Annotated in this window: 16 protein-coding genes; 7 read left to right on the top strand and 9 right to left on the bottom strand. The window is 72.4% G+C overall.

The genetic code is table 11. From position 1 onward, the window contains the following. The first annotated feature begins 10 nt into the window (after nt 1-10). Complete coding sequence (locus tag ABIB37_RS08340; RefSeq protein ID WP_354259108.1) at nt 11-868, top strand: NAD-dependent epimerase/dehydratase family protein; 858 nt, start codon at nt 11-13, stop codon at nt 866-868. Beyond that, on the top strand, nt 865-2,979 hold the full coding sequence (locus ABIB37_RS08335) for a glycoside hydrolase family 99-like domain-containing protein (RefSeq protein ID WP_354259105.1): 2,115 nt from the start codon (nt 865-867) through the stop codon (nt 2,977-2,979). Before ABIB37_RS08340 ends, ABIB37_RS08335 begins: the two co-directional genes overlap by 4 nt. 69 nt (nt 2,980-3,048) lie before the next feature. Here the strand turns inward: ABIB37_RS08335 and ABIB37_RS08330 are convergent, their stop codons facing one another. The 7 genes from ABIB37_RS08330 to ABIB37_RS08300 form a co-directional block, all read right to left on the bottom strand. After that, the gene (locus tag ABIB37_RS08330; protein ID WP_354259103.1) at nt 3,049-4,554 is read right to left on the bottom strand and encodes an HNH endonuclease signature motif containing protein; all 1,506 of its coding nucleotides are present in this window, start codon (nt 4,552-4,554) and stop codon (nt 3,049-3,051) included. Between the two features lie 109 nt (nt 4,555-4,663). Further along, nucleotides 4,664-7,459 (bottom strand): hypothetical protein, encoded by a 2,796-nt coding sequence (locus ABIB37_RS08325; protein ID WP_354259100.1) that lies wholly within the window; start codon nt 7,457-7,459, stop codon nt 4,664-4,666. A gap of 83 nt (nt 7,460-7,542) precedes the next feature. Beyond that, a complete protein-coding gene (locus ABIB37_RS08320; RefSeq protein WP_354259097.1) occupies nt 7,543-8,745 on the bottom strand; it encodes an ABC transporter ATP-binding protein in 1,203 nt (400 codons plus the stop codon). Continuing rightward, entirely contained in the window at nt 8,745-9,602 is an 858-nt protein-coding gene (locus tag ABIB37_RS08315; RefSeq protein ID WP_354259094.1) for an ABC transporter permease, read from the bottom strand. Before ABIB37_RS08315 ends, ABIB37_RS08320 begins: the two co-directional genes overlap by 1 nt. Nucleotides 9,603-9,690: 88 nt before the next feature. After that, nucleotides 9,691-10,881: an alginate O-acetyltransferase AlgX-related protein gene (locus tag ABIB37_RS08310; RefSeq protein WP_354259091.1), complete on the bottom strand. Its 1,191-nt coding sequence runs from the start codon at nt 10,879-10,881 to the stop codon at nt 9,691-9,693. Continuing rightward, a complete protein-coding gene (locus ABIB37_RS08305; RefSeq protein WP_354259088.1) occupies nt 10,878-12,095 on the bottom strand; it encodes an acyltransferase family protein in 1,218 nt (405 codons plus the stop codon). Before ABIB37_RS08305 ends, ABIB37_RS08310 begins: the two co-directional genes overlap by 4 nt. After that, nucleotides 12,092-13,939, bottom strand: a complete 1,848-nt coding sequence (locus tag ABIB37_RS08300; RefSeq protein ID WP_354259085.1) for a rhamnan synthesis F family protein — start codon at nt 13,937-13,939, stop codon at nt 12,092-12,094. Before ABIB37_RS08300 ends, ABIB37_RS08305 begins: the two co-directional genes overlap by 4 nt. Nucleotides 13,940-14,059: 120 nt before the next feature. Here ABIB37_RS08300 and ABIB37_RS08295 point away from each other — a divergent pair, with 120 nt between their 5' ends. Then, nucleotides 14,060-14,971 carry a glycosyltransferase gene (locus ABIB37_RS08295; protein WP_354259083.1) on the top strand — a complete coding sequence of 304 codons (912 nt, stop codon included), beginning with the start codon at nt 14,060-14,062 and terminating at the stop codon, nt 14,969-14,971. A gap of 19 nt (nt 14,972-14,990) precedes the next feature. On the opposite strand, the gene rfbA is transcribed toward ABIB37_RS08295, so the two are convergent. Together rfbA and ABIB37_RS08285 are read right to left on the bottom strand one after the other, a co-directional pair. Continuing rightward, entirely contained in the window at nt 14,991-15,875 is an 885-nt protein-coding gene (rfbA, locus tag ABIB37_RS08290) for a glucose-1-phosphate thymidylyltransferase RfbA (RefSeq protein WP_123696063.1), read from the bottom strand. A gap of 95 nt (nt 15,876-15,970) precedes the next feature. Next, nucleotides 15,971-16,933 (bottom strand): hypothetical protein, encoded by a 963-nt coding sequence (locus tag ABIB37_RS08285; RefSeq protein ID WP_354259080.1) that lies wholly within the window; start codon nt 16,931-16,933, stop codon nt 15,971-15,973. 104 nt (nt 16,934-17,037) lie between these two features. Between ABIB37_RS08285 and ABIB37_RS08280 the strand changes: the two genes are divergently transcribed. From ABIB37_RS08280 to ABIB37_RS08265, 4 genes are all read left to right on the top strand, one after another. Then, nucleotides 17,038-18,408: a cell wall-binding repeat-containing protein gene (locus tag ABIB37_RS08280; protein ID WP_354259077.1), complete on the top strand. Its 1,371-nt coding sequence runs from the start codon at nt 17,038-17,040 to the stop codon at nt 18,406-18,408. 62 nt (nt 18,409-18,470) lie between these two features. Next, nucleotides 18,471-19,454, top strand: a complete 984-nt coding sequence (rfbB, locus tag ABIB37_RS08275) for a dTDP-glucose 4,6-dehydratase (protein ID WP_123696066.1) — start codon at nt 18,471-18,473, stop codon at nt 19,452-19,454. After that, on the top strand, nt 19,451-20,557 hold the full coding sequence (locus ABIB37_RS08270; RefSeq protein WP_354259074.1) for a glycosyltransferase family protein: 1,107 nt from the start codon (nt 19,451-19,453) through the stop codon (nt 20,555-20,557). Before rfbB ends, ABIB37_RS08270 begins: the two co-directional genes overlap by 4 nt. Next, nucleotides 20,554-21,519: a glycosyltransferase family 2 protein gene (locus ABIB37_RS08265; protein ID WP_354259071.1), complete on the top strand. Its 966-nt coding sequence runs from the start codon at nt 20,554-20,556 to the stop codon at nt 21,517-21,519. The genes ABIB37_RS08270 and ABIB37_RS08265 overlap by 4 nt, the downstream gene beginning before the upstream one ends. Nucleotides 21,520-21,530 lie beyond the last annotated feature (11 nt).

Genomic DNA, 21,530 nt, shown 5'->3' with positions numbered 1-21,530 from the left:
ATCGATGGCGATGGAGAACACCCAGACTGCGCAGCACATCCTCGTCACCGGCGCGGGCGGCTACATCGGACGGCACGTCGTCGCGGCGCTGCTCGACCGGGGCGCGCGCGTCACCGCCGTCGTGCGCCACTTCCGCGCCTACCGCATCGACGAGCGCGCGACCGTGGTCGAGGCCGACCTGCTCGACCCGCACACCGACCTCGACGCGCTCATCGCCGACAAGCCGGATGCGGTCGTGCACCTCGCGTGGGAGGCGGGCTTCGCCCACAACTCCCCCGTGCACATGCTGCGGCTCTCCGACCACTTCCGGGTGCTGACGCACTTCGCGAAGGCCGGCATCACGCGGCTCGCGATCCTCGGCACGATGCACGAGATCGGTCGCTTCGAGGGCGCGATCACCGCCGAGACGCCGACGGCGCCGGCGTCGCTCTACGGCATCGCGAAGGACGCCCTGCGCCGCGCGGTGCTGGCCGACCTCGGCGACACCACCATCCAGTGGCTGCGCGCCTTCTACATCTACGGCGACGACCGCAACAACCAGTCGATCTTCACGAAGCTGCTCGAGGCAGCGGAGCAGGGCAAGCGCACCTTCCCCTTCACCTCCGGCAAGAACCAGTTCGACTTCATCCACGTCGACGAGCTGGGCAGGCAGATCGCCGCCGTCGCGCTCCAGGACGAGGTCGCCGGGGTCATCAACGTGTGCTCCGGCGAGCCGGTCGCGCTCGGCACCCAGGTGGAGCGCTTCATCGCCGACCACGGCCTCGACATCCAGCTCGAGTACGGCGCCTTCCCGGACCGCCCCTACGACTCGAAGGTCGTCTACGGCGACGCGACCGAGATCCGGGCGCTGATGGCGAAGCAGGCATGACCGGATCCGGCGACCCGGACCGGATCGAGCTGCAGCAGCAGATCGACAGCCTGCGGGCGCAGCTCGAGCAGGCCGAGGCGCGCGCCGAGCGGCCCGACGCGTGGGACCCGAAGGTCTGGGCGTCGCGGGCGAGCCGCATCGGCTCGATGGGCGTGCGTGCCGTGCGGCGGGCGAAGGCCGCCGCGAGCGGGCCGAGGGCGAAGCGCGCCACCGACCGCACGCGGCCATCCTCCTTCCCGGCGTGGCAGCGGCGGCTCGAGGGCGCGCGGTTCGTCGGCTTCCCCACCCACTGGCGCGAGCGCACCGGCCCCGTCACGCCCGCGCCGGTCGCGGTCGTGCTGCACTGCCATTACGCCGAGCTGCTCGACGAGCTGCTCGCGGCGCTGCCCGCGATCGGCGAGCCGTTCGACCTGTACGTCACGAACTCCTCCGGCCAGGCGATCTCCGCGGCTCGCCTCGCGGCAGCGGGTGCCGCGCACGCCGAGGTGCTGACGGTCGAGAACCACGGGCGCGACATCTGGCCGCTCGTGCAGGTGGTGAACGCCGGCATCCTCGACCCCTACGACGTCGTGCTCAAGGTGCACACGAAGCGCAGCGAGTGGCGCGAGGGCCATGGCGAGCTCGAGGGCTCCGGCGCCGATTGGCGCGCGGCGCTCGTCGGCTCGCTGCTCGGGCCGCACTCCCCCGGGGTCGTCGACGCGTTCCGCCGCGACCGCTCGATCGGCATCGTCACCGCCGACGGCAGCGTCGCCGGGCCCGAGCACTGGGGCTCGAACCTCGACCTCGTGCGCGGCATCCTGGAGCGGCTCTCGATGCCGCTCGAGCCCGACGAGCTGCGGTTCGCGGCCGGCTCGATGTACTGGATCCGCGGCTTCCTGCTGCAGGCGCTGCGCGCCCTCCGCATCGATCGCGACGACTTCGAGGACGAGGCCGGCGACATCGACGGCACCGCGGCGCACGCGATCGAGCGCATCATCGGCATCGGCGCCGTCGAGGCCGGGCTCGACGTGCTCGAGCTGCGCGAGCTCGACGGCCGCGGCGACCGCGCGTCGGTCGACGGCCGGGTGGTCGCCTTCTACCTGCCGCAGTTCCACCGCACGGCCGAGAACGACCGCTGGTGGGGCGCCGGGTTCACGGAGTGGGCGAACGTCGCGAAGGCGAGGCCCCTCTACCCCGGCCACCAGGTGCCCCTCATGCCGGGCGAGCTCGGCTTCTACGACCTCGCGCTCGACGAGGTGCGGCAGCGGCAGCGCGACATGGCCGAGGCGCACGGCGTCGCCGGCCTCATGTACTACCACTACTGGTTCGCCGGCCGCCGCGTGCTGGGGCTGCCGCTCCAGCGGCTCGCCGACGGCGACGTCGACCAGCCCTTCTGCGTCATGTGGGCGAACGAGAACTGGACCCGTCGCTGGGACGGCCTCGACGCGAACGTGCTCATCGGCCAGGACTACGACCGCGTGCCGGCGACCGAGTTCATCGAGGACATCCTGCCGATGCTGCGCGACCCGCGGTGGATGCGCGTCGACGGCGCCGCGATCGTCGCGGTCTACAAGATCGGCACGGTCCCGGATGCCGCGGCGACGATCGCGCACTGGCGCGAGCGGGCGCGGCAGGAGGGCGCCGGCGAGCTGCACGTGCTCGCCGTCGACATCGGCGAGCAGATGGGCGGCCTGCCGCGCGAGGAGCTCGTCGGGCTCGCGGACGGCACGCTCACGTTCGCGCCGCACAACCTGCCCTGGATCCCGTCGGACCGCGCCGGAGAGGCCGACGAGCGCTTCGCGGGCAACCTCATGGGCTACCGCGGCACCGCCGACGCGGCGATCGCGCAGCTCGGCTCCCTCGACGAGCACCACTACCCCGGCGTGATGGTGACGTTCGACAACACCGCGCGCAAGCAGTGGACGCCGATGGCGTTCACGGGCGCGAACCCGTGGACCTTCCGCCGCTGGCTCGCCGCCGCGCTCGACGCGCAGGCCGACCGACCCGCCGAGCGCCGGATCGTGTTCGTCAACGCGTGGAACGAGTGGGCGGAGTCGGCCGTGCTCGAGCCGACCGACCAGTTCGGCCAGACCTACCTGCTCGCCTGCCGCCAGGTGTCGCCGCCTCGGTAGAGCATGCCGGCCGAGCCGCACGGCCGCCCCGTCCCGCCTGACCGGCGAGATCGCCTGGCCGGCGTCGGCTCAGAAGGGTGGCGGGTCGCCGGGCGGTGCTGTGCCGGCGGTGACGGGGAGTCCCCAGATGGGGTCGCGCTCGACGAAGACCGGTCCTTGGGGTTCGGGTTCGTCGCGGATGATGCGGCCGAGAGGTGAGGTCCACTCGAGCACGCCGCCGGGCAGCTGCCTCACCGTCCACCTGGTCGCGTGCTTCATGACGTGGTGGCGGCGGCAGAGGTGGGCGAGGTTGCCGATCGTGGTCTTGCCGCCGTTGGCCCAGTCCTGGGTGTGGTCGAGGTCGGCGCGGTGGACGGGGTTCGAGCAGCCGGGCCAGCGGCAGTGCCCGTCGCGGGCGCGAAGCGCCCGCCGCTGCGCCCGGTTCGGCGTGTACGTGTCGACGGTGACGGGCATGCCGGTGACGGGGTGGAGGAAGAGTCGCTCCCACGTGACCGTCTCGGCCGCGAGCGACCGGATGGTGGCGGAGTCGACGAGGATCCTCCCGTCGAGGAGCGCCGGGAACCGCAGCTGCGGCACGTCGGGACCGGCCGGGTCGCCGAGCAGTTCGGTCGCGGGGACCGTCACCGTGACGGTGGCCGTGATGGCGCTGACCTCGTGGAGGTCCTCGGGGGAGACGCCGGAGAGGAGCAGCTCGAGGAACGCATCGGCGCGGAACTGGTCGAAGGTGCGGGGGTCGTCCTTCGGCTTCCGCCTCGCCGCCTCGGTGAGCCTGTTGAACGCGGCAGCGCCCGGGAGCGCGGGGACGTAGCCGCCGAGGAAGACCATGCCGTTCGACGCGTCGACCAGGTGCACCTCGCGCTGCTCCCGAGCATCGTCGTGGCGCTGCTGCAGCGGCGCGGTGAGCACCCGGTTGACGACGAGCTTCGCCCGCGACCGCAGCCGCGACGGGGTCGTGTCCTCGGCGATCGCGACCAGCTCCGCCTCCACCCGCGCCGCCTGCTCCCGATCGACGCCGTCGTCAACCCGCACCGGGCGGGTCTCCTGCTCGATCACCCGCAGGTGGCCGCCGGAGATCCGGCCCGCCTTGTGCGCGGCATGGGCGAGGGGCAGCTCGTGCACGATCGTCCAGGCGGCCGACATGCGCTGCTCGATGCCGCGATCCGACTGGCGCAGCTCGACCGCGAGGATCGACGCCGCCTCCCGCAGCCCCGTCGAGACCTCGCCGCCGTCGGCCCGTACCCGGTCGAGGCGGGCGGCGAGCATCTCCCGCTCCTCCGCCTCCAGCCTCGCCCGCTGCGCCTCGAGCGCCTTCACCCGGCCCGCGAACTGCTCCTCCAGCCGCAGCCGCCGCATCGGCTCCGACTCCGCCGGGCGCGGCAGCTGCGGCACCTCCATGCGACCCTCGACGACCGCGTCGAGCTCCGCCGGCGTCATCGCGATCAGCCGCTCCGCCCACTCCGCATCCTGTGCGTCGAGCTCCGCCTGCAGCTCGTCGGCAGTGCGGCCGAACGGATCGATCGCGCCCGCGCGGATGGCGGCGATGTAGGCCTCGCCGTCGATCCCCCAGTCGTCCATGAGCGCAGTACACCACGGGCCACTGACATGGGATCGGGGCTGTGGACAACCCTGGGCGGAGCACGACGAAGGGCCGACGGCGTCGCCGTCGGCCCTCGTCAGCGGTGCGTCAGCTCGTCCAGGTCGCGCCCACCGGGATCGCGCTCATGATGGTGCGGTCGACGTCGACGATGCGGTTCGCACCGCCCAGGCGCGCGAGCGCCGGACCGCCGAGCCAGTGCCGGACGCCCGCCTCGACGTAGTACACGCGTCCGTCGGTGCCGCGGATGAACTGGGTCATCGGCGTCGTCGAGAGCCGCAGCCGCTCGCACAGCGCCACCTTCAGCTGCGTGAACGCGGCGGCCGGGTACTGGGCGCGCACATCCGCGGTCATCGGCCGCAGCGAGCCGCCCACGGCCGCGTAGGCGGTCGTGCCGCACAGCACGAGCGACGCGCGCAGCTTCGGCGGGGTCGAGAAGGTCGCGATCGCCTGGTTGGGCACGCGGGTGCTCGTCGTGGGGAGCCCCATCGACTGCGCGGTGGCGAAGTCGCCGAGGTGCAGCAGCCCGTCGCCGTTCGCCATCCAGACCTCGCCGCGGCCCTCGGTCGTGATGAGCGAGCCGGACGGGTAGACCGGGCGCACCCACGAGCCCTCGGGGATGCGCTGCATCTGCGTCGCGGGCAGGAGCAGCCTCGGCGTGGTGTTGCCGCCGACCGAGGCGAAGGTCGCGCCGGAGTCGATGTACCGGCGCTTGCCCGCGTCGAGCAGGTAGGTGCGCCCCGCCGCATCGTAGACGAGCTGCGTCGCCGCCTGCGTCGAGATGGTGAGCGACGAGCCGAGGCTCGTGAACGTGATCTCGCGCATGCCCCACGCCGTCTTGACCGCCGCCGAGGCGAACGGGTGCAGGGTGCCGTTCACGGCGACGTACGACGTCTGGCCGATGCGCACGCCGTACGTGCTGAGCACGCCCTCGCGGCTCGCGAGGCCGTTGATGATGCCGGACGAGACGTCGGTGATGCGCGTCGGCAAACCGAGCGCCGAGACGAAGTCCATGCTCGCGACGTGGATGGCGTTGCCGCCGTCCATGAGGTAGACGGCGCCGGACGGGCCGCGGACGAGCGTGCCGTCGGCGTAGGACGAGCGCACGGGCACCGCGTCGACCGCGTTGCGCGACACCTCCCAGACCTTCGTCGGGATCGCGTAGGTGCGCGAGTACCACTCCATCGTCGAGGCGGAGACCGCCTCGGCGTAGCCGTGCGACATCAGGTAGGTGGTGGTGCCGCCGAAGGGGCGGGCGAAGTGCGGACCCGCGGGCGCACCGCTCGTCGACACCGTCGCGCTGAGCGCATCCGACACCTGCGTGAAGTACGCCGAGCCGCCGTAGTGCTGCGGGTCGACGCGCATCGCGCCGTCAGTCGTCAGCACCCACGAGCCGGAGCTGTCGCGGAAGCGGTCGGGCAGCGCGCCCGCCGTGGCGGGCAGGAGCGCGATCGAGCGGTTCTCGAACGCCGGGGCGAACCAGAGGAACTCGAGGCCGATGTGCGACGACTGCGACGAGTAGACGCGGCCGTTCGACGAGATCACGCGGTTCTGCAGCCGGTCGCTGCTGCGCACGACGTCGCCCGGGGCCACGACGGGGTGCCCGATGGTGATGGCGGCGATCGTCTCGGCGTCGACGGCGCTCGGCTCCGCGCGATACCCGAAGGGCGTGACGCGCGCCGGGTCGGTGAGCTGCCTGCGCGTGCCGGACTGCACGAGCCAGTAGGCGCCGTCCTCGGTGGTGACGAGGTCGTTGAGCGCCCCCATGTTGAGCATGCGCGCCTCGTGGCCCGGCTCGAGGGTCGGCATGTCGCCGCACGTCTGCTTCCAGGCCGTGAGCTGCGCGCACGACTGGAAGTGCAGCAGCTGGCTGTTCTCCACCAGGTACACGGCGCCGTTCGCGGCGCGCACCGTGCGGCCGAGGTCGGGACCGGAGGGGATGGCCGCGATCTCCGCGGCGCTGCGGTCCTGCGAGCTGCCGAGCTGGCGGTACTCCGCGAGGATCGCGCTGCTGGGCACGTAGTACTTGCGACCGCCGCTCGCGAGGTAGATGCGGCCGTTCGAGGCGTCGCGCACGAAGGCGCCGCTCGCGATCGCGGTCGGGCTGCCGAACCAGTCGGTCCAGAGCCGCCAGGTGTTGCGGTTGCCGTAGGCCGAGCAGCTGTCGCCGGTGCCGTAGAGGTTGCGGAGGGCCGCGGCGTTGGGCTGGTACGGCGTGTAGTTGTAGAGGCCCGCGGTGGCGACGTTGCGGATGAGCACCGGGCTCGAGCCGCACGCCGCGTTCGGGTTGTAGAGCACGTTGTTGACGACACCCGCGCGGTGGTTGTAGTTGCCGGGGTGCGCCGCGTAGCGCTGGAACTGCCGCGCGCCGTAGTAGATCTGGTAGAAGAAGCCGCCGACGCTCGCGTCGCACGGGGCGGTGTCGGGGCAGCCGAAGCCGGTGGCCTTCTCGTAGCGGGAGGCGCTCGGCGATCGGTGCGTGACGAGCGACTGCTCCTTCTCGAGCAGCACGATGAGGAAGCGCTGCGAGATGTCGCACGCCGCGCCCACCCGGGCGATGATGCTCGCGGCCGACTCGCTCGCGCGCCCCGTGAACGCCGAGCAGTAGGCGTCGGCGGGCATCGACGGCGTTCGCTGCGTGTACGTGTCGAGGCACGTGTAGCCGGCGCTGCAGCCCGGGTGCTTCGCGTCGATGAACGCCTGCACCTGCCCCGCCGTCATCGCACCGCCGGCGAAGAACTGCTCGTCGGAGATGATGAAGCCGGGGTCGAAGTCCGACGCCGTGGCGGCCGTCGCCTCGTCGGCGACGCCGACCGGGGACACGACCGTCAGCAGGGCGCCGACGAGCGACGCGACGACCGTGGCGACGATGAGTCGGGGGCGCAAGCGCATCCTTCAACCATTCATAGAGGGTTAGGGCTCCTCACAGGGTACATGGAGGAGGTTGCCTCTAGAAGAACTTTGCCGGATCAGCTCTCGGTCATGGGCATCGTCATCGACGCGTCGAGCACCATCGAGCCGCCGGCGGCGCGCGGCGAGCCGCTCGTCACCTGGAACCGGAGCGAGCGCTCGAGGGCGTCGAACGTGCGCGTCTTGTGGTGGTCCTTGACGTCGGCGTTCACGTCGAACAGGTCGGGCATGAGTGCGAGGCGGTCGATCCGGATGTCGAGCGAGCCGGAGCCCGCGTCGATGCTGTCGGGCACCGCGCCGGCGGCGATGCCGTCGTAGCTCCAGAGGTGCTTGCCGCCCGCGGTCGCGAGGCTCACGCCGAAGACCGGGCGCTCGACGCGCTGGCGCGCGGTGTAGCGCAGCCGCAGCGCGACCGCGGAGCCGGTCGGGGCCGACTCGATCGGCTGTCCCTCGGCGTCCAGGAGGTGGATGTCGTCGATGCGGATCTCGCCGGTGCCGTAGCGCTTGCCGCCGCCGGCCGCCTCCTCGGCGCCGTGGCCGACGTCGGAGTAGCGGTCGACGATGTCGGACGCGTCACCGATCGCCTGCAGCGTGCCGTGGTCGAGCCAGGCCGCCTGGTCGCAGAAGCTGCGCATCTGCTCGACGCCGTGGCTCACGACGACGACCGTGCGGCCCTCGTCGCGGAACTGCGCGAACTTGTCGAGGCACTTGTCCTGGAACTCCATGTCGCCGACGGCGAGCACCTCGTCGACGAGCAGCACGTCGGGCTCGACGTGGATCGAGACCGCGAAGCCGAGGCGCACGTACATGCCGGACGAGTAGTTCTTCACCGGCTGATCGATGAACGCCTCGACGCCGGAGAAGTCGACGATCTGGTCGAACTTGCGGTCGATCTCCTGGCGCGACATGCCGAGGATCGAGCCGTTGAGGTAGACGTTCTCGCGGCCCGAGAGCTCGGGGTGGAAGCCGGAGCCCACCTCGAGCATCGCCGCCACGCGGCCGCGCGTCGTGATCGAGCCCGAGTTCGGGTTGAGGATGCGCGCCATGCACTTCAGCAGCGTCGACTTGCCCGAGCCGTTGCGGCCCAGCAGGCCGAACGTCGTGCCCTGCGGCACGTCGAAGGTGACGTCCTTGAGCGCCTCGAACGACTGGTACTTGGCGCGGCGGCCCGAGAGCACCGTCGCCTTGAGCGACTGGTTGCGGTCGGAGTAGACGCGGAAGTGCTTCGACACGTGGTCGACGCTGACGGCGGGCTCGCTCATCAGATCTCCTCGACGATGTTGCGGGCGAGCTTGCGGAAGACGAGCGAGCCGATGATGAGGGAGATCGCCGACCAGGCGATGAGCTGCAGCCAGATGTCCAGGCCCGGCACCGTGAAGTCGTACAGCACGTCGCGGTAGGCCGTGAGGAACCGCTCGGCCGGGTTGAGCTGGAAGAGGGTGACGAGCGGCAGCGACGTGCCGGACTGCGCCTCGAGCGTCTGCTCGGCGTTGCGGACGATGTCGACCGAGAACATGACGCCGGAGCCGTACATCCACACCTGCGCGAGGATCGTCCAGAGGTGCTGCAGGTCGCGGAAGTAGATGCTCGCGACCGAGAGCAGCAGCGCGATGCCGAGCACGAAGACGCAGGTGAGCAGCAGCAGCGGGACGAGCAGCACGGCGTAGAGCAGCACGGCCGGGCCGCCGATGACGAGCATGATGACGAGCAGCACGAGCAGCTCGGTCGCGAATGTGGACGCCTTCGCGAGCACCGTCGACACCACGAGCACCCAGCGCGGGAAGTAGACCTTCGTCAGGAGCCCCGCGTTGCTCATGAGCGAGCCCATGCCCGCCGAGATCGAGCCGGAGATGAAGCCCCACGCGATCACGCCCACGCCGATCCAGGCGGGGAAGGACTGGATGCCGGAGTTCTCGCCGGGCGCGACCGCCACCTGCAGGATGAGGCCGAACACGATGGAGTAGACGGCGATCTGCGCGAGCGGGTTGATGAGCGACCAGACGCGGCCGAGCGCGGTGCGCTTGTACTCCGCCCGGATCTCGCGCAGCGTGAGGTTCTTGAGCAGGTTGAACGTGATCTCCCGCTCGGCTGCGCGCGGGCTGGGCTGGGTCTTGGTCATCGTCCTCCGTAGGGCGCCCTGGAGCGCGCGCACGATGGATCAGGGTAGCACCGGGGCGTCAGCCACCGGCCGCCGTCGGGGCCCTGGCTCACGGCACGGGCCCGACGCCGGGGACGAGCGCGAGGTACCGCTCGGTCATGACGAGCAGCACGACATCCGCGTCGATCTCGGCGGCGAGCGCCGGCGCATCCGGCATGTCGGCCGGCCGGTCGAGCGCGTGGACGACCTGCATCGTCTCGGCGAAGGCGGCCTGCAGCGGCGGGCCGAAGCCGTTGCCGGTCGAGTCGCGCAGCACGAGCGCGGTGTGGTCGGTCGACGCGTCGGCCGTGCGGGTGGTCGCGGGCAGCTGCAGCATGTCGAGCTGCGCGGTCGACTCGAGCGTCTCGGTCGACCCGTCGGCGTACGTGACCTCCATCGCGGAGGCCGGCTCGGCGTAGACCGGCACGGTCCAGTCCTCGCCGGGCTCCCCCGTCCAGCCGGCGGCGCCGTACTCGCTGTGGTCGGTCGTGCGCTCGACACCGGTCACGGCGGGCGCCTCGACGTCGGCGAGCGCCGGCGACGCCTGCCGCAGGCAGCCGGCGAGCGCGTCGAACGCGACCCACGCGCCGAAGTCCGTCCAGTGGCTGTTGAGCGGGCTGTACAGCGGGGTCTCGTCGTCGGCGGCCTCCATGGCCGCGCGCACGTCGACGATCGGCAGCTCCGGGTGCGCGGCGAGCAGCTGGTCGAGCACGGTCGGCCCGAGCAGCCCCTCTGTCCACGCCGGCAGCGCCTCCGGCACCGTCTCCCACTTCGCGGGGGCGACGAGCACGAGCAGCTCGCGGCCATCGGCCTCGAGCGTCGCGCGCATGTTCGAGAGGTAGCCGTTCCACGCCTCGACCCGGTCGGCGGTCAGCTGGAAGCGGCCGAGCGCCTGCGAGATGTTCTCGGAGTGCGGCTCGCCGAGCAGGAGGTGGCCGCCCTCCCCCTCGACGTAGTAGCCCTGCAGGTCGGCGTCGTGCGCCTCGAACGCGGCCTCGGCCGCCGCCGGGTCGGCCGTCCAGGCGTCGCTCGCGCCCTCGCGCTCGAACGCCGGCGTGCAGGCCTCGGGCAGCGGCTCGCCCGGCGCGGCAGTGGGTTCGGGCAGCGCCACCCCGTACGGGTTCGTCGCCTTCCAGATGTAGCCGCCCGCGAGCGCCACCGCCGCGAGCAGGAACAGCACGATGAGCGGCACGAGCCGGAGCCGCGACCAGTGCGACGGCTTGACCTCCTGGTCCGGGGGCAGCTCCCGCAGCGCGCTCACGCCGAGACCTCCGCCCGCCGGCGCGCGGCGCGCGGCGTCGAGGAGAACCGCGGGTCGACGAGCCCGTCGGCGAGCCGGTTCCACGCCGGGTCGACCCAGCGGTCGAGCACGCGCCGCAGCCAGCGCGGCGTCCAATTCTTGAGGCTCATCGCCGGCTTCTCGATGAGGTGCCACGAGCCGAAGGCGAGCACGTGCACCACCACGATGATCACGAGGTGGTAGACGAACCAGCCGAGGGTGTGGAGGCCCGCGGCGGCGCCGAGCTGCATGAGCGGCCAGGCGAAGATGTAGACGCCGTAGCTCAGGTCGCCGTGCTTCTCCCAGTGCTGCAGCTTCGTCGCGCGCACGGCGAACCACATGAGGAAGTACGAGAAGGCGTGCATCCCCCAGATGTTCCAGCCGCCGAAGGCGTAGGAGGCGATCGCGAGCGCGAGCGCCCCGAGCGCGAGCCGGTCGTCGATGGGGATGACGTGCTGCCACATCGCGAACAGCATGCCGAAGGCGAACGGCGCCAGGAACATCAGCATGAACGGGTCGGCGAAGATCGGGAACCACGCGGCGACGTCGCCCGCGCCCGACCACTGCAGCGCGTTGAGCAGCAGGATCGCGGTGGCGAACAGCGTCGTCAGCCACCGGTACGCGAGCACGCCGACGAGGCCGAGCAGCCCCACGATGATGTACGCGAAGAACTCGTACTGCAGCGTCCAGGCGGAGCCGTTCCAGTCGTAGCCGCCGTGCAGCTGCGCGTAGGGCAGGGTCGAGCCGGCTTCGGCGATGTTGCGCTGGCCGAGCATGAGCCAGACGTTCGAGAGGAAGTAGGTGAACGGCGACTGCGTCGGCGCATCCCAGTAGCCGTCGATCGAGCCGGTCTCGAGCGTCCACGCGATCGGCGCGAACAGGAACGCGGTCACGAGCAGCGCTGCCCAGAACGCGGGGAAGATGCGCATCGCGCGCCGCCACATGTAGCGGAAGATCGTCGACCGGCCCATGCGCGAGAGCGTGATGAGGAAGCCGGAGAAGAAGAAGAAGCCGGCGACGGCCACGCCGCCGAGCGACTGCTCGTCGGAGATCTGCGAGCCGAGGTCGTGGCCGCCGTAGAACCCGCCGAGCGGACCCGCGTGGCTGAAGATGACCGCGAACGCGAGCAGCCAGCGGATGAAGCCGATGCTGTTCGCGCGTGGGTCGAACGACTCCTTGAGGGTGACGGCGGTCACCGGCCGAGCACCCGTCGGGCACCCCGGCGGGCGACGCGCGCGGCGCGCAGCGGCACGAGCAGCGCGCGGGCGGTGCCCGGGCTCGCGTCGGCGATCGCGCGCTTGATGCCGGCGATGCCGTGCGAGCCGCGCACGTGCGCCTGCACCCAGGCGATCTGCTCGAGCGGCCAACCGGGCACGCCGTGCGACATCGCGTCGAGCTTGTACTCGAGCCGCATGTAGCTGACCGCGGCGTTGCGCGTGGTCATCACGTTCCGCACCTCGAAGCCGGCGCCGAGCGCGGCGTAGCCGAACAGGCGCTCGAGCGTGTGCGGCAGCCCGCCGTCCTCGTAGCCCTGCTCGGTCGGGAAGTCCTCCCACGCGAAGTCTGCGTCGAGCAGCAGCCGGAGCGCCGCGGGCCGGGCGATGAACATCGAGCCGTACGCCGCGAGCGGGCTGCGGTCGTCGATGGGCACGCGGATGCCGAGGCGCGCGGCCAGCTGCGCCGCCGGCTCGCGGTTGGCGAACCAGCCGCGCCCCATGGTCGGGAAGCCCGAGTGGATCATCGGCGGGAACACCATGCCGAGCCCCGGCCGCGCCTCGAACAGGCGCAGCAGGTTGCGCACATAGCCCGGCGAGCCGAGCAGGTTCTCGAACAGGTGCGCCTTGAAGTGCGCTGCGGGACCCGCGCCGTTCTGCGGGCTGCGCTTGGAGTGCAGCTTCACGACGAGGTCGAAGCGGTCCGACAGCAGCACGTCGCGGCAGCCGAGCAGGAACGCGGACACGTCCCGACCCCGGTTGGACCCGACCACCCGCACCTCGTCGCCCGTGCGTCCGGCCGCCTCGAGCGCCGCCTCGAGCCGGGCGCGCTTCTCGTCGGTGTCGGTCGTCGCGATGAGGGTCCAGCCCGCGGGCAGGTTGGCCGCCTGCGCCAGGATCTCGTCGAGCATGTCGTCGTAGTAGAGGTGCGCGAGCACGCCGATGCGGAGCCCCGAGACGTCGGCGTCTCCCGTGTCGACGTCGGGCATGATCTCGAGCGTCGCGAGGTTCGTCGCTAGGTCGCGGGGCTTCGACGTGCGCGCCATGTCGCGGTAGACGAGCTCCATCGGGTAGCCAGCAGCGCGCATCCGGTCCTCGACGTCGCGCGGCATGACCGCGAGGCTGTCGTGGTACAGCGGGTCGTGGAAGAACAGCCGGCGCTTCACGATCGGCAGGCCCGCGTCGATCATCTGCGTCGGCACGTCGAAGACCGGGTGCTGCGCGCCGTAGTCGGAGGCAGGGAAGGCCGTCTCGGAGCGGAAGCCGCGCTCCTCGAACCAGCTCGTGAACCGCGACTCGTGCTGGATGATCGAGGCCTCGTAGGAGTCGATCACCGGCATCGTCGACCAGTACTCGCGCCACGCGTCGCTCGTCGCCATGCGGCGCCGCACCGCGATCCAGTGCGACTGGATGTGCCGGGGCATGACGCCCGTGCCGGTGTAGGGATGCGGTCGCACCTCGGCGTGGTCGGTCACGCCCCAGAAGTCGGCATCCGACGCGTCCATGCGCTCGAAGAGCTCCTCGTACGAGCCGATCGGGCCGTAGAACGTGTAGTTCATGAGCACGATCTCGTCGAAGTCGGCGATGCGATCGCCGTGGCGCTCGAGGATGTCGCGGTAGGCGCCGACGTCGAAGCCGGTGTTCTCGCGCTCCCAGACGCTGTCGGCGACGGCCTCGAGCGCGACGCGGCTCTCGGTCGTGAGCGCCGAGTTCGAGACGATGGCGATCTCGTCGGCGTGCGGCCGCAGCGCCCGCAGGTGGTGGGTCACGTGCTCGCCGACGAGTCCGTCGGGGTCGTAGACCAGGAAGAACACCGCTCTGCGCATGAAAGGGACCTCGCTCACCGACGCGAATCGCTCGCGCCGCCCTCCAGGGTACCGACCGCGCGCCAGCGGCTAGGCTGGGCGGGCCCGCGGCACGCGCGCGGGCGCTGCCTGGGAGGTGCCGTGCCGGATCGACCGCTCGTCGTCGTGCTGCTGGCGACCCACGACGGCGCCGACTTCCTCCGCGAGCAGGTCGACTCGATCCTCGCCCAGCAGGGCGTCGACGTGCGCATCGTCGTCTCGGACGACGGGTCGACCGACGCGACCCCCGCGCTGCTCGACGAGCTGGCCGCCGACCCGCGCATCCTGCAGCTGCCGCCCGGCGCGTACGGCTCGGCCCACGCCAACTTCCTGCGGCTCATCCGCGACGCGCCCGTCGACGGCGCCGCGGCGATCGCGTTCTCCGACCAGGACGACGTCTGGAACCCGGGCAGGCTCGCTGCCCAGCTCGAGCAGCTGCGCACCGCCGACGCGGTGAGCGCGAACGTCATCGCCGTCTACGACGACGACCGCCGGGTGCTGCTCGACAAGGCCCAGCCGCAGCGCTCGCTCGACTTCGTGCTCGAGAGCGCGGGACCGGGCTGCACCTTCGTGCTCTCCCCCGCCGCGTTCGACCTCGTGCGGCACGTCGTGCGCACCGACCCGGAGGCCGACGCGGCGCCGATCCACGACTGGCTCGTCTACGCGATCGTGCGCGCCGCCGGCATGCGCTGGCACATCGACCCGGCGCCCGTCATCGACTACCGGCAGCACGCCGCGAACGACACCGGCGCGAACCTCGGCTGGTCGCAGGCCCGCACGCGGCTGCGACGGATGCGCTCCGGCGGCTTCCGGCGCGAGGCCGCGGTCGTGGCGCGCATCGCGTCGCGCGTCGCCGAGGGCGAGCACCGCGCGCGCCTCACGGCGCTCGCCGCCCTGCTCGAGCGCGGCGACGCCCGCGCACGGCTCGCGCTGCTCCGCGGCATCGGCAGCCTCCGGCGGCGCGGCTCCGAGCGGATCGCGCTCGCCGGGATGCTGCTGCTCGGCGTCTGGTGAGCCGAGCCCGCGGCTCGGCTCAGCTGCGGGCGCGCGAGCGCTCCCGCTCGAGCAGCCGCACGAGGTAGCGGCCGTACCCGCTCTTCACGAGCGGCTGCGCGAGGCGCTCGAGCTGCTCGTCGTCGATCCACCCGGCGCGCCAGGCGATCTCCTCGATGCAGCCGATCTTGAAGCCCTGGCGGTCCTCGATCACGCGCACGTACTCGCTCGCCTGCATCATCGACTCGAAGGTGCCGGTGTCGAGCCAGGCGACGCCGCGGTCGAGCACCTGCACCTGCAGGCTGCCGGCGTCGAGGTAGCGCTCGTTGACGGTGGAGATCTCGAGCTCGCCGCGGGCGGAGGGCTCGATCGTCTTCGCGATCTCGATCACGTCGTTGTCGTAGAAGTAGAGGCCCGGCACGGCGTAGTCGCTCTTGGGCTCGGCCGGCTTCTCCTCGATGGAGATGGCCTTGAAGTCGTCGTCGAACTCGACGACGCCGTAGGCGGTGGGGTCGGCCACCTGGTAGGCGAAGATGACGCCGCCATCGACCTCCGCGTGTGCGCGCAGGCTCGAGCCGAGGCCCGTGCCGTGGAAGATGTTGTCGCCGAGCACGAGCGCGACCGACTCGTCGCCGATGAACTCCTCGCCGATGATGAACGCCTGGGCAAGGCCATCGGGCGAGGGCTGCACCGCGTACTGGATGTCCATGCCGAGGCCGGAGCCGTCGCCCAGCAGCGCGCGGAACTGCTCGTTGTACTCGGGGGTCGTGATCACGAGCACCTCGCGGATGCCGGCCATCATGAGCGTCGACAGCGGGTAGTAGACCATCGGCTTGTCGTAGATGGGCATCAGCTGCTTCGAGATGCCCTTCGTGATCGGCCACAGCCTCGTGCCCGAGCCGCCAGCCAGGATGATGCCGCGCACGTGCCCTGCCCCTCTGCGGCCACCCGGCCGCGTCCGAGCGAGTCTAACCCGCGGGCCAGGCGGAGCGTCGGGCTCCGCCCAGGCGGAGCGCTGCCTCAGCCCTCGCGCGCCGCCTGGATCGTCGCGAAGTCGGCGCAGATGCGCGCGACGTCGGCGGGCTCGAGCGATCGAGCCAGCTGCCGGTCGTTCTCACGCCCCGCGACGTTCAGCTGATAGAGACCGGTGGCCTGCGTCGCCGGCACGAACGGGAAGTTCCTGGCCAGCTCCTCGACCTGCGCGGTGCGGATGCCGAGGCCCACCGCCGTCGCGTTGATCCAGACGTCGTCGGCGCGCGGCGACCGCTCGAGGAACGCCTCGCCGCGCTCGTGCAGGCGGTCGAGCAGCGCCGTGGGGAGGATCTGCCCCGAGACGCCGGTGCCGAAGTGCGCGAAGCTCGGCGCCGTCCCGCTCGCCGGCATCCACAGGTGGTACGGGCGCAGCGCGCCGTCGGCGCACTGCATCTCGTGCACGCGGAAGCCGTGGACGAGCTCGGGCCGCGCGCGGTGCGCATCCGTCAGCACGCGCAGCCAGCGGCGCGGGTAGATCATGTCGTCGTCGCCGACGACGAGCGGCAGCTCGTGCCGCGCCGTGCTCACGACGTGGGGCCAGTACTTCGCGTGCACGCGCAGGCCCGGCGCCGCGGGCAGGATCTCGAGGCCGCGGCGCTGCAGCCGCCGCAGCGGCGCGGGCAGCGGACGGGCGAGCTCCGGCTCGTCCAGGAACAGCACGAGCCGACGCGGCAGCCGATCGCCCCGGGCGATCGACTCGAGCGCGACCCAGGCGAGGCGGATGCGATCGCCGTGCGTCGTCATGGTGACGACCGCCTCGCCCGCCGGGTCCACGACGCGCGCGCGGGAGAGCAGGTTCGACCGCCGGAGCGCGGCGATCTCGCGCAGCAGCGCGGGCGAGGGCCGGTCGTCCTGGGCTGCGGTCGGGTGCTCGTGCAGCGGCACGCCGATCACCCTCGCGACGGCCCGCCGCGCGGTCGATCGCGAGCGCGCGAGCAGCGATGGGGGCATGCCGACACGATAGCGATCTCATGCGCAGTACTTGACACGGCTGGGAAACAGCCGAGAGGCTGTTGCAGTTGTCCCCCGCGTGTCACGAACGAGGAGAGCCCATCGTGCGCTATGCACTTGCCGCCATCGCCACGATCGGCCTGGTCGCGTCGACCCTGCTGGGCTCCGCGCCCGCAGCGCAGGCCGCCACCGCCCGCCTCGACGGCGACGACCGCTTCGAGACGAGCGTGCTCGCCTCCCAGCGCCTCCCCGCGACCGACACTGTCTTCCTCGCATCCGGCACCGCGTTCCCCGACGCGCTCGCTGCCGCGCCGGTCGCCGCGGCCGAGGACGCGCACCTCCTGCTCGTGCGCCCGGAGGGCATCCCGCAGATCGTGCAGGACGAGCTGCGCAGGCTCGCGCCCAGCGAGATCGTGCTCATCGGCTCGGAGGCGTCCCTCTCCGCCGACGTCGCGGCGCAGGCCGCCGCGACCGGTGCGCGCACCGTCACCCGCATCGGCGGCGCCGACCGCGTCGCGACCTCGATGCTGCTGCTCGACCGGATGCGCGACGAGGGCGCGGCCGTCACCGACATCTGGGTCGCGAGCGGCTACAGCTTCCCGGACGCGCTCGCCGCCGGCGCCGTTGCGGCGCGCGAGGGCCACGCCCTCGTGCTCACCCTCGGCGCCGACGCCGGGTTCCGGCAGCAGGTCACCGCTCGGATCGGCGGCGTGCAGCGCTTCCACATCCCGGGCAGCACGGGAAGCGTCAGCGCCGACGTGCAGTCGATGCTCGCGAGCACGGGGCGCGCGGTCGACCGCTTCCCCGGCGCGGACCGCTACGAGACCGCGGTGCAGATCAACCAGGCCTTCACCCGCACAGGCAGTGGCGGCCAGCTCGTGCTGACGAGCGGCGCCGACTTCCCCGATGGCCTCGTCGGCGCGGTCTACGCGGGCATCCGCGGCGAGTCGCTCTACCTCACCGACCCGAGCTGCGCGACGAGCGGCTCCGTGGCCGCCGAGCAGCGCCGCATCGCGAGCACCGGCACGACGGTGCTGGGCGGCGTGAACACCGTCTCCCCCGTCGCCGCCGAGCTCGTGCCGTGCGCCGCGCTCAACGCCTCCGCCTCCGACCTGCTCGACCGCATCAACGCGGCGCGCGCCGCCGCCGGACGGGCACCGCTCGCGCTCGACGGCTGCCTCTCGCGGATGGCGGGCGGCTGGGCGAGCGCGATGGCCGCCGGGAACCTCACCGGCTCCGCGCACAACCCGTCGCTCACCGCCGAGGCGCGCGCGTGCTCGCTGCGCGGCTGGGGCGAGAACGTCGGCCGCACGATGGGCTCGAGCCCCGACGCCGCGCGCATCATGAGCGCCTGGATGGCGTCCCCGGCGCACAAGCTGAACATCGAGCGGGCGAGCTTCACGCACATCGGCATCGGCATCGACCGCGGCTCGAACGGCTCCTGGTACTACGTGCTGGACTTCGGCACGCGCTGACGCCGGGTGCGCGACGGCTAGACTCGGCCGGACGTGACCTCGACCGTTAGGCCAGCCTCCTCGTGAAGATCCTCCTGACCGGCGGCGCCGGCTTCATCGGCTCGAACTTCGTGCGGATGGCGCTCGAGCACCGCCTGCCCGGGCTCGAGGGCGCGGCGATCACCGTGCTCGACGCCCTGACCTACTCCGGCAACCCGGCGAACCTCGCGTCGGTCGCCGGGCATCCGCGCTACGCGTTCGTGCACGGCGACATCCGCGACATCGGCCTGCTCGACCGCATCATGCCGGGCGTCGACGCCGTCGTCCACCTCGCGGCCGAGAGCCACGTCGACCGGTCGGTGCGCGACGCGTCGATCTTCGTCGAGACGAACGTCGTCGGCACCCAGCGGCTGCTCGACGCGGCCCTCCGCCACGACGTGCGTCGCTTCATCCACGTCTCGACCGACGAGGTGTACGGCTCGATCGACGAGGGCGAGTGGACCGAGCAGAGCCCGCTCGAGCCGAATAGCCCCTACTCGGCGTCGAAGGCCGGCAGCGACCTGCTGGCCCGCTCGTACCACCGCACCCACGGCCTCGACGTGCGCATCACGCGCTGCTCGAACAACTACGGGCCCTTCCACTTCCCCGAGAAGCTCGTGCCGCTCTTCGTCACGAACCTCATCGACGGCCTGGGCGTGCCGCTCTACGGCGACGGCGAGCACGTGCGCGACTGGCTCCACGTCGACGACCACTGCCGCGGCATCGCGCTCGTGCTCACCGGCGGCCGCCCCGGCGAAGTCTACAACATCGGCGGCGGCACCGAGCTGACGAACCGCCGCCTCACCGAGCTGCTGCTCGAGGCGACCGGGCGCGACTGGTCGGCCGTCGAGCCGGCGGTCGACCGCAAGGGCCACGATCGCCGCTACGCGGTCGACGCGACGAAGATCGCCGACGAGCTGGGCTACGCGCCGCAGGTGCCGTTCGAGCAGGGCATCGCCGACGTCGTGCAGTGGTACCGCGACCACCGCAGCTGGTGGGAGCCGCTCAAGGAGCGGGCAGCGCTGTGAACGGCCGCCTCACGGTGGTGCTCGACGAGGTCGGCGAGCGCAGCCCCACGACCGTCGGCCGCTACGCCGCCGCGCTCACGCACGCGCTCGCCACGACCGCGCCGTCGGGCTTCGACGTCGCCGCGATGTCGGCCAAGGTGAGCGACGGCCGCGAGCAGCGCATCCGCGAGCTGCTCCCCGGCATCGGCGAGCTGCGGCAGACGGCCATGCCCGCGCGCGAGCTGCGGCAGGCGTGGCTCCACTCGCTCACGACGCTGCCGGTGCGCGGCCTCGTGCACTCGACGAGCCTGCTGGCGCCGATGGTGCGCGAGCCGGAGCCGGGCGACCAGGTCACCGTCACGGTGCACGGCCTGCACCCGCTCTCCGACCGCTCCGAGCGCAAGCAGCGCTGGTTCGACCGCGCGCTGCGGCGGGCGCTCCGCCGCGCCGACGGGATCGTCATGCCGTCGACCGCCGTCGCCGAGGACCTGCAGCTGCTGCACGACCTCGGTGACCGGGTGCGCGTCGTGCACCCGGCGCCCATCGTCGCGCAGTCGCTGCCCGCCGACCGGGGCGCCTCGAGCACCCTGCCGCTGCCCGACGAGTACGTGCTCGCGATGACGGCGCCCGGAGCGCGCGGGCAGGCGGAGGCGCTCATCGAGACCGTCGCGAGCTCGTCGATGCCGGATGTGCGGGTCGTCGTGGCGGGGCCCGTGCAGTGGGGCGAGTCGACGCTCGCGGCGATGGCGGTCGAGGCCGGGCTCCCGCCCGGGCGGCTCGTGATGCTCGGCGACCTCGACGCGACGCAGCTCGCGATCGCGCACCACCGCGCGCTCGCCCACCTGCACGTCTCCGAGCTCGACGCGCTCGGCCTCAGCCTGCTCGACGCCGCCGCGCTCGGCACGGCCACCGTGCATCCCGCCAACCGCTCGCTGCAGGAGATCGCCGGCGACGCGAGCGTGCCCGTCGAGGGCGGCCCGCACGAGCTCGCCGCGGCGCTCGGGCGGCTGCTCGCGGACGACGCGGAGCGCGAGCGGCTCGCGATGCACGCGATGGACCGCGCTCGGGCGTTCACGTGGGAGGCCGCCGCCCAGCAGGTGTGGCGGCTGCACGCGGAGCTGTGACCGTGCGGGTCTCGGTCGCGCTCTGCACCCACCAGGGCGAGCGCTGGATCCAGGAGCAGCTGCGCAGCATCCTCGCGCAGACGGTGCCGGTCGCCGAGATCGTCGTCGGCGACGACGCGTCCAGCGACCGCACGCTCGACATCGTGCGGGCGGTCGCCGCCGAGACCGACGTGCCGATCCGCATCCGGCACCACGCGGTCGCGCTCGGCGTCGCGGGCAACTTCGCGGATGCGATCGCCGCGACCACCGGCGACGTCGTGGCGCTCTCGGACCAGGACGACGTGTGGCACGCCGACCGGCTCGAGCGCCTGCTGCCGCACCTCGAGGGCGTCGCGCTCGTGCACTCGGACGCGCGGCTCGTCGACGCCGACGGCGCCCCGCTGGGCGCGACGCTCGCCGACTCGCTCGAGATGAGCGCGTGGGAGTGCGCGGCGATGGCCGACGGGCGCGCCGTCCAGGCGCTCCTGCGGCGCAACCTCGTCACCGGCGCCACCGCGATCGTGCGGCGCGGCGCCGCGATGGCGGCGCTCCCCATCCCAGCAGGCTGGATCCACGACGAGTGGCTCGCGATGTGCGCCGCGCTGGGCGACGGCGTGCGGTTCGTGCCCGAGCAGACGATCGACTACCGCCAGCACGGCGGCAACCAGATCGGCGTGCGCCGGCTCGGGGCCGCCGACAAGCTGCGGCGGGTGCTCGAGGCCGACTCCGGCAAGCACGCGCTGAAGGCCCAGCGGGCGACGTCGCTCGCGACCGAGGCGACCCGTCGCGGGCTCGCGAGCGGCGCCGACCTCGAGGCGCTCGTCGAGAAGGCGCGCCACGAGCGCGACCGCGCGGCGCTCCCCCGCCCCCGGCTGCTGCGGGTGTCCGGGGTGCTGCGCGGCGTCGCGGCCGGGCGCTACGCGCGCTTCTCGCGCGGCGCGATCGACATCGCCCGCGACCTGCTCGAGCAGCACGGCGACTGACGGCCGCGCGC

This window comes from Agrococcus sp. UYP10 (assembly GCF_040547205.1).
Classification (GTDB): domain Bacteria; phylum Actinomycetota; class Actinomycetes; order Actinomycetales; family Microbacteriaceae; genus Agrococcus; species Agrococcus jenensis.
The sequence above is the reverse complement of the archived record's forward strand: the minus strand, read 5'-3'. Positions and strand labels throughout refer to the sequence as shown.

Bases quoted from the DNA above. Each gene is read 5' to 3' on its own strand.
- ABIB37_RS08340 (WP_354259108.1), top strand. From the start codon at position 11: ATGGAGAACACCCAGACTGCGCAGCACATCCTCGTCACCGGCGCGGGC.
- ABIB37_RS08335 (WP_354259105.1), top strand. From the start codon at position 865: ATGACCGGATCCGGCGACCCGGACCGGATCGAGCTGCAGCAGCAGATC.
- ABIB37_RS08330 (WP_354259103.1), bottom strand. From the start codon at position 4,554: ATGGACGACTGGGGGATCGACGGCGAGGCCTACATCGCCGCCATCCGC.
- ABIB37_RS08320 (WP_354259097.1), bottom strand. From the start codon at position 8,745: ATGAGCGAGCCCGCCGTCAGCGTCGACCACGTGTCGAAGCACTTCCGC.
- ABIB37_RS08315 (WP_354259094.1), bottom strand. From the start codon at position 9,602: ATGACCAAGACCCAGCCCAGCCCGCGCGCAGCCGAGCGGGAGATCACG.
- ABIB37_RS08300 (WP_354259085.1), bottom strand. From the start codon at position 13,939: ATGCGCAGAGCGGTGTTCTTCCTGGTCTACGACCCCGACGGACTCGTC.
- ABIB37_RS08285 (WP_354259080.1), bottom strand. From the start codon at position 16,933: ATGCCCCCATCGCTGCTCGCGCGCTCGCGATCGACCGCGCGGCGGGCC.